Source organism: Pseudofulvimonas gallinarii (assembly GCF_004343305.1).
Lineage (GTDB): Bacteria > Pseudomonadota > Gammaproteobacteria > Xanthomonadales > UBA2363 > Pseudofulvimonas > Pseudofulvimonas gallinarii.
In genome coordinates this window covers 85,585-100,410 of the sequence record NZ_SMAF01000008.1, presented here as the reverse complement: position 1 = coordinate 100,410, position 14,826 = coordinate 85,585, and the positions used below count along the sequence as shown (strand labels likewise).

Sequence of the window (14,826 nt, the reverse complement as noted above, 5' to 3'; positions counted from 1 at the left end):
CGCGCTGTCGGACCCCCTCCGCTTGCGGCAGAATGGCGGCGACCCAACGAATGGACCCGCCATGAAACGTTCCAGCCACATCGCCCTGGTGCTGATGGGCACCAGCCCGCTCCTGCTCACTGCCTGCAGCCGCGAGAGCGCCGACGAAGGGCTGTACACCTCGGCGCAGGCCTGCATCGAGCAGACCAACGATTCCTACAGCTGCAACCAGGCGTTCGAGCAGGCGCAGCGCGAGTATGCGCAGGCGGCGCCGCAGTACGCGACGCGCGAGGAATGCGTCGCCGCACATGGCGCCGACCAGTGCCAGGTGGTCCGCCAGCAGCAGGGCAGCTCGATCTTCATGCCGATGATGGCCGGCTACATCATGGGCCGCATGCTCAGCGGCAACCGGGTCTCCGGCCTGGCCGGCACACCGGCATTCCGGGACCGCGCCGGCGGCTTCCAGCGCCCGGTCGCAGGTGCCAACGGCGTCTATCGCGCCGGCAGCCTGGGCCGCCCGGCCATGGCGCCGGTGCAGATGGCCGCCAACCAGAAGCCGACCGCCAGCCGCGGCGGCTTCGGCGGACAGGGCAGCCAGCGCAGCAGCGGCGGCTGATGCGCCGACTGCCGCTGGCCGAAAGGCCGAACTGGCGCCAACGCGCCGACGAGTGCGGTTTCGCCTTCCACACCATCGGCGGCGAGCCGTACTGGGACGAAACGCACTGCTACGCGTTCACGCTGGCGCAGATCGAGGAAGACATCGAAGCGCCGACCGAGAAGCTGCACGACATGGCGCTGGACCTGGTCGACGATGTCCTGCGCGACGAGTCGCTGCTTCGCCAGCTCGACATCCCGGCCGCGTACTGGGACTGGATCGCTGAAAGCTGGCGTCGTCGTGATCCGCACCTGTACGGTCGCATGGACCTGGCCTACGCCGGCCGCGGTCCGGCGAAGCTGCTTGAGCTGAACTACGACACGCCGACCTCGCTGTTCGAGGCGGCGTTCTTCCAGTGGCAATGGCTGGACGACCACATGGCCGCGGGCACGTTTCCCCTGGCCACGGACCAGTTCAACTCGATCTACGAATCGCTGGTCGAAGCCTTCGGAACCATCGCCAAGGACCTGCAGCGGCCGTTGTATTTCGCCGCCGTGCGCGACAGCGCAGAGGACCAGGGCACCATCGACTACCTGCGTGACTGCGCCGTACAGGCCGGCATCGAATGCGCCGCCATCGCCATCGAGGACATCGGCGTGACCGACGATGGCCGCTACACGGACCTCGATGACCGCGCCATCGGCACGCTGTGCAAGCTCTATCCGCTGGAAGACCTCTTCCGCGAGCCGTTTGGCCAGTACCTGCCGAGCGCGGGCATGCAGCTGCTGGAGCCGCCCTGGAAAGCCGTGCTCAGCAACAAGGGCATCCTGCCGCTGCTGTGGCAGCGCCACCACGGCCATCCGAATCTGCTCGAAGCGCATTTCGACGACGGCAACGGGCCGTTGCCGCCCGGCTGGGTACGCAAGCCGCTGCACTCGCGCGAAGGGGCCAACGTCCGCATCCACCTGCCCGATGGCCGCAGCGAAGAAGCCGCCGGACCGTACGCCGGCCCGCAGATCCGCCAGGCCTTCCATCCGCTGCCGCGATTCGGCGACGACAACGTCGTCCTCGGCAGCTGGGTGGTGGGCGACCGCGCCTGTGGCATCGGCCTGCGCGCCGACCGCTCTGTCATCACCCGTGACAGCGCCCGGTTCATCCCGCACGTGATCCTGGCCGACGACGGCGGCGTGTTCGAGGCCTAGCAGGGCGTCGGCGGCGGACAGGGGAAGGCAGGCGCGGCCATGGGGTAGACTGGCACGCTTCACGACCGACTCCAGCGACCGCCGCGGCGGCGCACTACGACGCGAGAACAGCGCCATGAACCTGATGCAGGACCCGACCCGCAACGACCTCGATCCGACCGAAACCCAGGAGTGGCTGGAAGCCATCCAGGCGGTGCTCGGCAACGACGGCCACGAGCGTGCGCACTACCTGCTCGAAAGCATGATCGAGGCCGCCCGGCGCTCCGGCGGCAACCTGCCATTCCGCCTGACCACCGGTTACTACAACACCATTCCGCCCGGCCAGGAGGCCCGCAGCCCCGGCGACCAGGCGATGGAATGGCGCATCCGCTCGATCATCCGCTGGAACGCCCTGGCCATGGTGGTGCGTGCCAACCGCCGCCCTGGCGACCTCGGCGGCCACATCGCCAGCTTCGCCTCGGCGGCGACGCTGTACGACGTCGGCTTCAACCATTTCTGGCGCGCGCCCAGCGCCAACCATCCGGGCGACCTGCTCTACATCCAGGGCCATTCCAGCCCCGGCGTCTATGCGCGCGCCTTCCTCGAAGGCCGCATCGGCGAAGCCGAGCTCGACCGCCTGCGCATGGAGGTCGATGGCGGCGGCCTCAGTTCCTATCCGCATCCCTGGCTGATGCCGGAGTTCTGGCAGACACCGACGGTGTCCATGGGCCTGGGCCCGATCATGGCGATCTACCAGGCGCGCTTCTGGAAGTACCTCGAACACCGCGGCCTGATGCCGAAGACCGATCGCAAGATCTGGTGCTTCATGGGCGACGGCGAGACCGACGAGCCCGAATCGCTGGGCGCCATCACGCTGGCCGGCCGCGAGAAGCTCGACAACCTGGTCTTCGTCATCAACTGCAACCTGCAGCGCCTCGACGGCCCGGTCCGTGGCAACGGCAAGATCATCCAGGAACTGGAAGGCGCCTTCCGCGGCGCCGGCTGGAACGTGCTCAAGGTGATCTGGGGCAGCTACTGGGATCCGCTTCTCGCGCGCGACCACAAGGGCGTGCTGCGCAAGCTGATGATGGAAACCGTCGACGGCGAGTACCAGAACTGCAAGGCCTTCGGCGGCGCGTACACGCGCGAGCATTTCTTCGGCAAGTATCCGGAGACCCGCGAGATGGTCGCCTCGATGTCGGACGAGGACATCTGGCGCCTCAACCGCGGTGGCCACGACCCGCACAAGGTCTATGCCGCCTACCACGCGGCGGTCAACACCGAAGGCATGCCGACCGTGATCCTGGCCAAGACGGTCAAGGGCTACGGCATGGGCAAGGCCGGCGAGTCGCTGAACCCGACCCACCAGACCAAGAAGCTCGACAACGAGGCGGTGCGCGCGTTCCGCGACCGTTTCGCGGTGCCGATCCCGGACGAGAAGGTGGACGAGGTCCCGTACTTCCACCCCGGCCCGGATTCGCCCGAAGTGCAGTACATGAAGGCGCGTCGCGAAGCGCTCGGCGGCTCACTGCCGCAGCGTCGCCCCAAGGCCGACGAAGTGTTCGAGGTGCCGGCGCTGTCGGCCTTCGAGCGCCTGCTGAAGTCGTCCGGCGAACGCGAGATCTCGACCACCATGTCGTTCGTCCAGGCGCTGAACATCATCCTGCGCGACAAGCAGATCGGCCCGCGCTGCGTGCCCATCGTCGCCGACGAGGCGCGCACCTTCGGCATGGAAGGCCTGTTCCGCCAGATCGGCATCTACGCGCCGGAAGGCCAGAAGTACAAGCCGGTCGATGCCGACCAGCTCATGTACTACCGCGAGGACCAGGCCGGCCAGGTGCTGCAGGAAGGCATCACCGAGGCGGGCGCGTTCTCCAGCTGGATCGCCGCGGCGACCAGCTACAGCACCAACAACCTGCCCATGCTGCCGTTCTTCATCTTCTATTCGATGTTCGGCATGCAGCGCATCGGCGACCTGGCCTGGGCCGCCGGAGACATGCGCGCGCGCGGTTTCCTGCTCGGCGCGACCGCCGGCCGGACCACGCTCAACGGCGAAGGCCTGCAGCACGAGGACGGCCATTCGCACCTGCTGGCCGGCAACATCCCGAACTGCCACGCCTATGACCCGACCTTCTCGTTCGAAGTCGCGGTGATCCTGCAGGACGGCATGCGCCGCATGATGGCCGAGCAGGAGGACGCCTACTGGTACATCACGCTGATGAACGAGAACTACGCGCACCCGGACATGCCGGAGGGCGCGGAAGAGGGCATCGTCAAGGGCATGTACCTGCTGCGCGACAGCGGCGCCGGCAGCCAGGAAGGCAAGAGCAAGGGCCGCAGCAAGGGCGCGCACGTGCAGCTGATGGGCAGCGGCACGATCCTGCGCGAGGTGATTGCCGCCGCCGAGCTGCTGGAAAAGGAATTCGGGGTGACGTCCGACATCTGGTCCTGCACCAGCTTCCCCGAACTGCGCCGCGACGGCGTCGATGCCGACCGCTGGAACCGCCTGCATCCGGAAGCGAAGTCGAAGCGCGTCCCTTACGTGCGCCAGCTGCTGGAAGGCTGCAGCGGCCCGGCGATCGCCGCCACCGACTACGTACGCCAGGTCGCCGACCAGATCCGCGAGTGGGTGCCGATGCCGTACACGGTGCTGGGTACGGATGGCTATGGCCGTTCCGACACGCGCAGCAACCTGCGCCGCTTCTTCGAAGTCGACCGCTACTGGATCGCGCACGCGGCCATCGCCGCGCTCGCAGCCGAAGGCAAGAAGACGCCTGCGGATGTGGCCCGTGCGATCCGCGAATTCGGCATCGATCCCGACAAGCCCAATCCGGCCACCGTCTGAAGCACGACCGCCGCCAGCGCAGCGCATCCGGGCCCGCCTCCAACGCCGGAGGCGGGCCTGCGGTGACGCGGATCCCGCACGTGGACCAGGGTGCCGAGTGGGCCCGGCTCGATGACGGCGGACGCCGCATCCTGCTCACCGAAATCCTTGCCCAGGTGTCGCGTGACGCGCTGCGCAGCCAGGGGCTGGACGCGGTCCTCCGGTGCATCGTCGATTGCCTGGTCGCACGCCTCCCGGTCGCGGTCGCCAGCATCATCCTGCTCGATGCCGAGGCGCGGCACTTCGTTCACGAAGTCGCAGCGGGTGCATTCGATCTGGCGCTGCCAGCCGAGTTGCCCTGGCCGGTCACCGTCGGCGCCGCCGGCCGCTGCGTGCGCAGCGGCGAACCGGTGCTGATCGATGACGTCGCGCACGACATCGACTACGTGCCCGGCCATCCATCGGTGCGATCGGAATACCTGGTCCCGATCCGCCACGGCGGCCGCATGCAGGGCGTACTCAACCTCGAAAGTCCCCGCGCCGACCTGTTCACTCCGGCGTTCTGCGCGGTCTTCGACGCCATTGCCGAGCAGATCGGTGGCGCCATCCACCTGGCACGTGTCGAACGCGAACTTGAGGCCTCGCGCCGGCGCATCGAAGAGCTGTCCATGCTCGACGGCCTTACCGGCGTCGGCAACCGCGCACGCTTCGAGCGGGCGCTGGCGAAAAGCTGGGCCGACGCCGCTGACAGTGGCGCCGCCCTGGCGATCCTGCGCGTGGATATCGACGGGTTCTGCGCGCTCAACGAGGCCTGCGGTCGTCCCTATGGCGACGACTGCCTGCGCGAGCTGGCCCGGCAATGCCAGTCGCTTCTGCGTCGCGACGACGACGTGGCGGCACGCCTGGGCGACGGCCAGCTGGTGATCCTGCTTCCTGGCCGCGACGAGGCCAGCGTGCAGGAGGAAGCGGAACGGCTGCGTGCGGCAGTCGAATCGGTGCGCATGAATCATCCCGCATCGCCGGTGTCTTCCCACCTGACCATCAGCGTCGGCGCCTCCAGCTGCGCCTCCGTCTGCAACAAGCCGGTCGAATACCTCCTGCGGGTCGCCGACCGCGCACTGCGCCAGGCGAAGGCGGAAGGCGGCAATCGCGTGGTGGTCCTGGCAGCGTGAGCGAGGCGAGGACATCGGCGAGGCCGCACGCGTCCGTCGCGGCTGCTGGGCAGACGCCAAGCGGATCAAGCGGCAAGGGTTCCGCCGCGATGTCGCCGCCGGGAGAGGTCGGCCGCACGTTGCGCGGCATTCTGGTCATGCTGTTCGCGGTCGGCACGCTGTCGGTGATGGATGCCGGCCTGAAACTGCTGGCGCCGCACTATCCGCCGATGCAGGTCGCCGCGCTGCGCGGCCTGGCATCTTGGCCGTTGATCGCTGTCTGGGCCCTCCTCAGTGTGCCGCCGCGGTCCCTGCTGCGCGTGCGCTGGTCGCTGCACCTGATGCGTGGTGCCCTGGCGATCGGGATGCTCTCCTGCTTCGCCTACGGCCTGCGTGCCTTGCCGCTGTCGACGGCGTACGCACTGTTCTTCGTGGCGCCGCTGATGATCACGGCGCTGTCGGTGCCCTTCCTCGGCGAGCGCGTCGGCCCGCGGCGCTGGGCCGCGATCATCCTCGGCCTGCTGGGCGTGGTGGTGATCCTGCGTCCCAGCGGCGAGGGCATGCTGTCGTTGTCCGGCCTGGCGGTGCTCGCGGCCGCATTCGGCTACGCGCTGTCCGCGGTGACCGTGCGCCTGCTCGGCCGCACCGACAGCACGCAGGCGATGGTGTTCTGGCTGGTGTCCTTCCTGGCCATCGGTGCCACCACGCTTGCGGCGCCGGAATGGCAGGCCATCGCGCCATCGCATGCCTGGATCATTGCCGGCATCGGCGTCACCGGCGCACTGGGCCAGTGGGCGGTGACCGAGGCCTTCCGCGAAGGTGAAGCGTCGGCGATCGCGCCCTTCGAATACACCGCGCTGGCATGGGGTGCAGCCCTCGACCTGGCGCTTTGGGGTGTGCTGCCAGGCGTGATGACGTGGTTGGGTGCCGCTGTCATCGTCGTCAGTGGCCTCTACCTGGCGTGGCGCGAGAAAGTGGCCGCGCGTACGGCAGCCGCCGAAAGCTGAACAAGCCGGGCGCCGAGGGCCCGGATGGCTGAACAGGCCGGCCTCCGGGCGGGGCGGATTCAACGCAAATTCAGTGCCGCGAACGCAATCATTCGCCCTGCGTGGCCGACGTCACGCGTGGTCGGTGCTGATGGCGCCGTGTCCTGTTCCAACGTTGAGGTATGACATGAACAAGTTGCTGAGCCTTGCCCTGGTCACGCTGCTGGCCGGTACATCGACTCTGGTCGAGGCGGCGCCGCGCGATGGCGGTGGGCGTGACGGACACGCCCGCCACAGTCAGTACGACCGTGGCCACCACAATTCCGCACGCCATGACAACCGCCGCGGTGGCGATCGTCGCCACGACAGCCGTCGCTACAGCCGCGACGACCGCCACCACCACGGCCATCGTCCGCCGGTGCATGTCCCGCCGCCGCACGCCCATCGCTACCGCGCGCCGCACTACGTGCGTCCGCATGGGTACCGCCCGTACCGCTGGGCGTCAGGCCACTACCTGCCGGCCGCCTACTATGGTCCGACCTACTACGTGGACTACCGCCCGTACCGACTGGCGCCGCCGCCGTATGGCCATCGCTGGGTGCGCGTGGATGGTGACGTGTTCCTGGTCGCCGTTGCGACCGGCCTGATCGCCGACGCCGTCTACGGCCTGTTCTACTGATCCGCTTCGGTTGCGTTGGATGGACGGCCGGCTTGATGCCGGCCGTCTTCATTTGGGGGCTGGGCCGGGGCGGTGCTTTGCACACCGCCGCGTCGCTGTGCCCGAACGGGCGGGTTTGTCAGTCGAGCAGGTTGCGCTCGAACAGTTTGAGGATGCGCCGGTACTGGTCGAGCCAGCTTTCCGGATGGACGTAGCCGTGGCGTTCAAGCGGATAGCTGGCCAGTTCCCAGTTCTCCTTCTTCAGCTCGATCAGCCGCTGCGCCAGCATGACCGCGTCCTGGTAGAACACGTTGTCGTCGAGCATGCCGTGGGCGATGAGCAGGTGGCCCTTGAGGTTCTCGGCATATTCGATCGGCGAGCTGATGCGGTGGGCGTCCGGATCCAGCTGCGGCGTGTTGAGGATGTTGGCCGTGTAGCCGTGGTTGTAGTGCCGCCAGTCGGTCACCGGCCGCAGCGCCGCGCCGGCATGGAACCGGCCGGGTTCGCGGAACAGGGCCATGAGCGTCATGAAGCCACCGTACGATCCGCCATAGACGCCGATACGTTCGCCATCGACCTGGTGGTGGGCGACCAGCCAGTCGACGCCGTCGACCAGGTCTTCCAGTTCCGGGTGCCCCATGTTGCGGTAGATCGCCGTTCGCCAGTCGCGGCCGTAGCCGGCGGAGGCGCGGTAGTCCATGTCCAGCACCACGAAGCCGCGATCGGCCAGCAGCTGGTGGAACATCTGTTCCCGGAAGTAGTACGGAAAGCGGCGATGGGTATTCTGCGTGTAGCCGGCGCCATGGACGAACAGCACGGCCGGATAGCGCTTGCCCTGTTCCATGCTGGCGGGCCGGTAGAGCTTCGACCAGACCGGCCGCGCCTGCGTGCTTGACGGCACCGCGACGATCTCCAGCTCAGGCCATTCCAGCGCCCGGTAGTCGGCGCTACGGGTGTCGGTCAGCCGGCGCGTTTCGCCGCCGTTCGCCGCGACGATGGCGGCCTGCGCGGGCACATACGACGACGAGTGCACAAGCACCAGCTGGCGCTCGTCGGCGGTCGGCTGGAAGCTTTCGACACCGAGCAGCGAAGTCAGCCGCTTCGGCGGGCCACCCGCGACGTCAACGCTGTAGACATCGAACTCGGCACTGTGGCTGGCATTGGCGATGAACCAGAAACCACTGCCGTCGGCGCGCAGCACCGGGTCATGGACCTCCCATTCGCCGCGCGTGAGCTGGCGCGCCGTGCGGCCATCGACGGCTTTGGTATAGAGATGCGACCAGCCGCTTTCCTCGGACAGGAACCACAGCGTGCGGTCGTCCGGGAGCCAGCCGAAATCGTTGAACGACCAGTTGATCCATGCCGCGTCGGTGAGCTGGTGCTGCACGCGCAGCGCGCCCGGGTCGCGGCCCGGTTCGACGCTGACCAGCCAGCGGTCCTTGTTGTCGACGGCGCGGAACTGCAGCGCCAGGCGGGTGCCGGCCGCGTTCCACTGCGCGCCCATCAGGGTGACCGGCCGTTGTTCCGGTGCTTTCGGCGCGGCGTCGCCGCGGGCGCTGCGCAGGTCCGCCAACGGGTCGCTGTCGATGCCTGGCAACGCCTTCAGGTCCAGCGGATGGCGGCTGCGCGCCTGCAGGTCGAGCAGTTCGAACCGGTGTCCGGCCGGCTCCTTGCGACCGACGCGCGTACGCACGTCCTCGATTTCCGTGTAACCGGATTCGGTGACATACATCGGCATCTTGCCGCTGTCGCCGCGTTCTTCCGAGGCGGCGCGCGTGACCAGCAGCAGCCAGCGACCGTCGGCTGAGGGAATGCTGGCCACCGGCCGTCGGTCCTTGCCGAGGAACCACGGTGCCGGCGCCCGCTGCGGGTCGGCGGCGCGCAGCCGGCTGTCCTCCTCGCGCGCGGCGATGCGGTCGTCGCGCTGGCGGCGCAGGGTCTCGAACAGGCGCAGCTGCACGGCGGCCAGTTCGTCCTTCGTCTCGGCGTCCGGCTCGCTGTCGAAACGCAGGTCGGCCAGCGGTGCGACGGCGCCGCTGACGGGATCCACCCTCAGCCAGCGGTCGCCGGCGCGGACATGGACGCCGCCATTGGCTGCGAAGCGCGGGTCGGCAAGGTCGCCGAAGCCGCCGGCAAGGCGCTTCAGCGCGCCGGTGCCCAGGTCGCGCAGGAACAGCTCGCCATTGCGAAGGAACAGCGCCTGGCGCCGCTGGCGATCGAAGACGGGCTGTTCGCCATCGACCCCGGCGCGTTCCGTGTCACTGACGATCTCGTCGCGCAGGCTGGCCAGGTCGATCCGGTGCAGGTCGCGCAGCGACGATCCGGCCTTCTTGACGCGGTAATAGACGTGGCGGCCATCGAGGCTCGGCCAGGCCGCCTCCACGGGCGGGCCGATCCAGTCGGGGTCGGACATGATGCGTTCGAGCGGCGGCGCGGCGAAGGCGAGCGTTGCCAGCAGCAACAGGGACAGCGCGGAGAGCAGGCGGAAACGGGGCATGGGGAAATTCGGACAGGTGGGCGGAACAGGCGAGGATACGGCAGCCACGCGGGTGCGGGGCCGGGGTGACGTAAACTTGCCCCATGAGCTTGGATGAAGGGACTCGCGCCCCGGTCGCCCTGCCGCTGCTCGCGGGCGCCCTGGCGATCATGGCGGCGGTGGCCTGGTTTTCCGCGGGATTGCCGGCGTGGGCGCGCGTCGCCGCGCCGCTTTCCACCTGGCTGCTGGTGCTGCCCGTCCTTGCCGTCATCTCGCTGCCTTCGCACTGTCCGCCGGCTTCGACCGCGCGTCGATTCCACGCCGCGCTGCAGCTGGTGGGGATGCACGCCCTCGGCGTGGTGCTGCTCGTCGGCTGGCCCCTGTTGCGCCTGATGCAGGCGCCGGCACTGCCGGCGGCATTGCTGCTCGGACTGGCCTGCGCGGTGTCGGTGCTGTGGCCGTGGCGCTACTGGCCGGCGCTGACGCTGGCCCTCCGCGAGGCCGATGGCGAGCCCCCTTCGTCGCAGCGGCGGATCCAGCGCGGCCTGCGCGCGGCAAGCGCGCTGACCGGCAGTCGCGATGTCTTTCCGACCCACGGGCTGCCGGTGCTGGTCCTGCACACGCTGCTGGTCATCGCGCCGGCCATCTTCGCCTGGCGGCTTCCGCAGCCGGCAACCAGCGTGCTGGTGTGGCTGCTTGCGGTGACAGCCGGTGCCGCGATCTACCGGATCATCCACCTGCGCGCTCTGGACGCACTGGCTCCGACGCCGGCAGCGTTGGTCGAAGAGGACTCGCCGGCCCCTGCACGGACGCTGGATATCCCGGCGAATCCGGTGCTGCGCGCCGCGGCCCTGCGCTCGGCGCTGCGCTCGGGCCAGGTCGATGACGCCCTGGCGATCCTCGAGGCCGGCGTCGATCCCTGTTCGCTGGCGCTGCCGGACGAGGCCGACCAGCGTGATGCGCTGCATATCGCAGCGACCCTGAACGACTCACGCCCGTTGCGCGCCATGATCGCCGCCGGCGTTGACGTCAACCATCGCTGCGTCGGCTTGACGCCGCTGCTGCTGGCGACGCGCGACAGCTACTACGGGCGTCCGGAAATCGTACTGGCGCTGATCGCCAACGGTGCCGACATCCATGTCCGCGACGAGGCCGGGCGCACGGCGCTGCATCACGCCGCCCTGAGCAGCGAGCCCGCGGTGCTCGCGATGTTGCTGGATGCCGGCGCCCAGGTCGACGCCGTCGATGACGAAGGCTACACGCCGCTGGCCTGGGCCTGCGCGCATGGCAATATCGGTGCCGCCCGCCTGTTGCTGTCCCATCGCGCGTCCGTCGCCGGCGCCGGCACGGTGCCGCCACTATGCGCGGCGGCGTCGGCCAGCGACGACCTGCCGGTGCTGGTCGAAGTGCTGCTGCGTGCGAGGGCACAGCCGGACGCGGTCGACGCACAAGGTCGCAGCGCGCTCCATCATGCCGCCGGCAACGGCCATGAAGCCGTGGTCAAGGCACTGGTCGCCGCCGGCGCGGATCCCGGCCTGCGCGACCACGACGGCCAGTCGCCGCTGCAGCATGCCTGCCGCAAGCTGCCGGCGGACGCGTCGATGTTCGCCGTGCTGCTCGCGGCGGGGGCCGATGCGGCCGAGCTGGCGCAGTCGCGGCCTGCTGCCGGCGTCGAGACGGACGGCGGGACGGGGGCGCCATCGACCGCGACGCTGCTGTCGGCGGTCCGGCCCGCGGTGCTTCTGGCGTGGCGAAGCAATGCCGGCGAAGCCGAGCGTGCCGCGCTGGCAATGGAAGCCGCATCGCAAGGCGCCTGGCCGGCTTTGCGCGCCGCGACAGCGCTGCCTTTGCCCATCGACCAGAAGCTGCCCGACGGGCGCCACCTGGTCGATGCCGCGATCCGGCTCGGCCCGACCGGACTGTCGCTGCTTGCCGCCCTGCCGCCGACGGCGGGCTGCGGGACGGGTCGGCTGTCCGCCCTGCTGTCGACGGCGCTTGGCGATATCGCCAGCTACGAACGGCTGGCACTGGCCTGGCTGGACGCCGGTGCCGACCCGTTCTTCGACGCCGCCGGTTCCAGCCCGCTTCACCACGCGGTCGGCCATGGCATGGAGACGCTGGTCGAACGGCTGCTCGAGCGCGGTGCCGATCCGTCGCGTGCCGACCGGGCCGGCATGACGCCTTTGCATCTGGCGCTACGGCACAACAACGAACGCGCGCTGAGATTGTGCAGGCAGCTGTTGCGGCATGGCGGCAAGCCGCATGCGGCGGCCGGCAGTGGTGAAACGCCGCTGGCGCTGGCGCTGGATGCCGACCGCCCGGCGCTGGTGGAATGGCTGCGCTGGCGCGGCTGGCACCTGCCGGGACGCCGCCTGATTGGCGCCGACCTGGTCGCCGCCGCGCGCCTGGGGGACCTGGCCGCCGTGCGCCGCCTGCTGACGCTGGGCCTCGACACCGCCGCCCGTGATCGCCAGGGCTGCACCGCGCTGATCCGCGCCGCCGGCGGCGGGCATCGGCCCGTCCTCGGCGAACTGCTGGTTCATGGCGCCGCCGTCGATGCCTGTACTCCATCCGGCGTGACCGCACTGAGCGCGGCCCTGGTCGCCGGTCACATGGCCATCGTCGAGACCCTGCTCGAACACGGCGCCGCCGTCGAGCAGCGGCTGGCGAACGACACTACGGCACTGATGGTGGCTGCCGCCTGTGGCAACCGGGAAGGCGTCACCCGGCTGCTTGCCGCAGGCGCCGATGTCACCGCCCGCGATGCCGCCGGCAACCGCGCGCTGCACGCCGCCGCCGGGCATGCCTTCGGCGCTGCCGATGGCGATGCCGCGCGGGCGATGCTGCTTGCGCTGGTCAGCGCCGGCAGCGAGGTCGATGCCGTCAACGATGCCGGCCTGACCGCACTGCACGTGGCCTGCGGCGCCGCTGCCGTCAGCGCAGCGCACGCGGACGGCATCGATGCGGGGCTTGATGTCCTGCTGTCGCGCTCACGCGCGGTGAACCTGCCGGACCGCCATGGCTGCACGCCGCTGCATTACGCGGCGGCGCATGGCCAGGCCGGCGCCGTGCGCCGTCTGCTCGGCAACGGTGCCCAGCGCGATCTGCGCGACAGCGGAGGCTGGCGCGCCGAGGACTACGCGGTGCAGTCCGGTTACACCGATGTCGCGCAGGCGTTGCGGATGCCGGTCGCGCCGGCCGCCAGTCCTTCGCTGCCGCTGCGCCCGGCCTGATCGCAGGCATCGTCCAGCCAGGGGCCGGCCAGGGCCAGGAAAGCGAGCAGGCCCGCCAGCAGCCAGCCGGCTGCGCGCGGTCGGCGTTCGCGACGCGGCATCGCCAGCCAGTGTCCGGCGAACAGGCACAGGAGTGGCAGCATGGGCACGAGGAAGCGCGACTTGACGTGCAGGCCGAAGAACAGTGCCATCTGGTAAGCCACGAACGCGGCCGCCAGCCACAGCCAGGGTTGTCGCCATTGCCGCCAGGCCGCCAGCCCGAACGCCGCCATGGCAAGCAGCGCGACATGCCAGGCCTGCATCAACCAGGCGCCGCCGCGGTTCACGACGAAACTTTCGCTGCCGTATCGGCTGGTGTAACCGTCGCAGATGCGGCCATGCAGTTGCGACACGACGAAGTGCCGGGCACTGAAGAGGCGGAAATACTGCTTGCCCAGCTGCGCCGTGAAGGTGCCGACCAGCCCTTGTCCGGCGACGATCGCTTCCGCCTGCTCGCGGGCGAAGGCGTTGCGCGCGCGCGGATCCGGGCTGTGCGTCAGGTATTCGTGCATGCGCTGGCCGGTCTCGTCGAACACGAAGTCGTTGCGCCAGCGATCACCCAGGCCGACCCACAGGTTGAACCACGAAGAGTCGGCGATCTGCGGCTTGCCGGTCACCTGCATGCCGCGATACAACGCCGGCGCCGTCACCAGTAGGGTGGCGGCGAGGAACGCGACGATCCGCAGCAGGTTTCCGTTGCGGCGCCCGCGCTGCCACAGCGGCAGCAGGAGCAGCGGCCAGAAGCCGGTGAGCAGGCTCTTTGCGAGCAGACACAGCCCAAGCGCGGCGCCGGCGCCGGCCGCCCAGCACACGCCGGGCGTACCGGCCTCGCGGCTGCGCAGCAGGCACCAGGCCAGCAGCAGGCACAGCACCAGGTGCGGGATCTCCGGCCACAGGTAGGTCGCGAAGCCGACCGTCAGCGGATTGATGCACAGCAGGGCCGCCGCCCAGGCGGCGGCTTCCCGGCTGCCGCCCAGGCGGCGCCAGATGTCGGCCAGCAACAGGCCGCCTCCGGCCAGCATGAGCAGCTGCAGCAGTTGCACGGCCAGCACGGAGGGTCCCGCCAGGCCGTAGATCCCGGCCAGGATCAGCGCCTGCAGGGGCGGCCAGATCAGGTTGCCGTCGAACCAGTCGCCGCCGGCCAGCAGCGCCAGCGCCGTATGATGGTAGTAGTGCTCGTCGCCAGCCAGCTGCTTGGCCTCGGGAAACCAGTACAGCGCCAGCAGCAGCCCGGACAACAGCAGGTAGGCCGCTGCGAAATTCAGGACGTACGGCTTCGGCCGGGTCGGATGGTCGGGCATGTTTGCATCGGTGGGTGCGCTGGGCAGCGAGTGTAGGTCATCCGGAAATGTCGCCGGCGGCCCTGGCGCCCTGTGTCCCGCCGATGTCCCGATGACATGATTTGGGGACGGGTATTGGAGCAGATCCTTGCTTTTTGTGACATGGATCACAAAAAATTGGATTGCAGGACGGATTCGCGTATAAGGCATCCAAGGTTGCGTAGCCGTCGGGGATGGATACCCGGAGAATGTCGGCGCGGGGCGTCCCGCTGTTCGGGGGGACAGCGGGACGCCCGGCTCCGATCCTGGTCGCGATCCTTTCGGACAGGCGGGACAACCGCGCTTCCAGCGCATCCTGTGGCAACAGTGGCCCGGTGAGCGGGCGATAGGGGACAACGATGTTGAAGGGAATGCTGCGTAGCGT

At 69.4% G+C, this 14,826-nt stretch carries 9 protein-coding genes; 7 read left to right on the top strand and 2 right to left on the bottom strand.

Annotated features, from left to right (window positions below; translation table 11 throughout):
* Positions 1-61: 61 nt before the first annotated feature.
* From EDC25_RS07420 to EDC25_RS07395, 6 genes are all read left to right on the top strand, one after another.
* Positions 62-595 carry a DUF1190 domain-containing protein gene (locus EDC25_RS07420; RefSeq protein WP_123522609.1) on the top strand — a complete coding sequence of 178 codons (534 nt, stop codon included), beginning with the start codon at positions 62-64 and terminating at the stop codon, positions 593-595.
* Positions 595-1,776 (top strand): glutathionylspermidine synthase family protein, encoded by a 1,182-nt coding sequence (locus tag EDC25_RS07415; protein WP_123522610.1) that lies wholly within the window; start codon positions 595-597, stop codon positions 1,774-1,776. Before EDC25_RS07420 ends, EDC25_RS07415 begins: the two co-directional genes overlap by 1 nt.
* Before the next feature lie 115 nt (positions 1,777-1,891).
* Complete coding sequence (gene aceE, locus EDC25_RS07410) at positions 1,892-4,600, top strand: pyruvate dehydrogenase (acetyl-transferring), homodimeric type (protein WP_123522611.1); 2,709 nt, start codon at positions 1,892-1,894, stop codon at positions 4,598-4,600.
* Between the two features lie 80 nt (positions 4,601-4,680).
* Positions 4,681-5,751 carry a GGDEF domain-containing protein gene (locus EDC25_RS07405; RefSeq protein ID WP_164484101.1) on the top strand — a complete coding sequence of 357 codons (1,071 nt, stop codon included), beginning with the start codon at positions 4,681-4,683 and terminating at the stop codon, positions 5,749-5,751.
* 89 nt (positions 5,752-5,840) lie between these two features.
* Complete coding sequence (locus EDC25_RS07400) at positions 5,841-6,737, top strand: DMT family transporter (RefSeq protein ID WP_276312306.1); 897 nt, start codon at positions 5,841-5,843, stop codon at positions 6,735-6,737.
* 166 nt (positions 6,738-6,903) lie between these two features.
* Positions 6,904-7,395 carry an RcnB family protein gene (locus EDC25_RS07395; protein ID WP_123522613.1) on the top strand — a complete coding sequence of 164 codons (492 nt, stop codon included), beginning with the start codon at positions 6,904-6,906 and terminating at the stop codon, positions 7,393-7,395.
* Positions 7,396-7,513: 118 nt separating this feature from the next.
* Here EDC25_RS07395 and EDC25_RS07390 read toward each other — a convergent pair whose 3' ends face one another.
* On the bottom strand, positions 7,514-9,871 hold the full coding sequence (locus EDC25_RS07390; protein WP_132577380.1) for an alpha/beta hydrolase family protein: 2,358 nt from the start codon (positions 9,869-9,871) through the stop codon (positions 7,514-7,516).
* Positions 9,872-9,954: 83 nt separating this feature from the next.
* Here EDC25_RS07390 and EDC25_RS07385 point away from each other — a divergent pair, with 83 nt between their 5' ends.
* A complete protein-coding gene (locus EDC25_RS07385; RefSeq protein WP_123522614.1) occupies positions 9,955-13,083 on the top strand; it encodes an ankyrin repeat domain-containing protein in 3,129 nt (1,042 codons plus the stop codon).
* Here EDC25_RS07385 and EDC25_RS07380 read toward each other — a convergent pair.
* Positions 13,005-14,423, bottom strand: coding sequence for a glycosyltransferase family 39 protein (locus EDC25_RS07380; protein WP_164484102.1), 1,419 nt, complete (start codon positions 14,421-14,423; stop codon positions 13,005-13,007). The two genes, EDC25_RS07385 and EDC25_RS07380, sit on opposite strands and share 79 nt — an antisense overlap.
* Positions 14,424-14,826 lie beyond the last annotated feature (403 nt).

What these genes read in the sequence shown, in the direction of transcription:
- EDC25_RS07420 (WP_123522609.1), top strand. Translation starts at nt 62, where the DNA reads ATGAAACGTTCCAGCCACATCGCCCTGGTGCTGATGGGCACCAGCCCG.
- EDC25_RS07415 (WP_123522610.1), top strand. Translation starts at nt 595, where the DNA reads ATGCGCCGACTGCCGCTGGCCGAAAGGCCGAACTGGCGCCAACGCGCC.
- aceE (WP_123522611.1), top strand. Translation starts at nt 1,892, where the DNA reads ATGAACCTGATGCAGGACCCGACCCGCAACGACCTCGATCCGACCGAA.
- EDC25_RS07400 (WP_276312306.1), top strand. Translation starts at nt 5,841, where the DNA reads ATGTCGCCGCCGGGAGAGGTCGGCCGCACGTTGCGCGGCATTCTGGTC.
- EDC25_RS07395 (WP_123522613.1), top strand. Translation starts at nt 6,904, where the DNA reads ATGAACAAGTTGCTGAGCCTTGCCCTGGTCACGCTGCTGGCCGGTACA.
- EDC25_RS07390 (WP_132577380.1), bottom strand. Translation starts at nt 9,871, where the DNA reads ATGCCCCGTTTCCGCCTGCTCTCCGCGCTGTCCCTGTTGCTGCTGGCA.
- EDC25_RS07385 (WP_123522614.1), top strand. Translation starts at nt 9,955, where the DNA reads ATGAGCTTGGATGAAGGGACTCGCGCCCCGGTCGCCCTGCCGCTGCTC.
- EDC25_RS07380 (WP_164484102.1), bottom strand. Translation starts at nt 14,423, where the DNA reads ATGCCCGACCATCCGACCCGGCCGAAGCCGTACGTCCTGAATTTCGCA.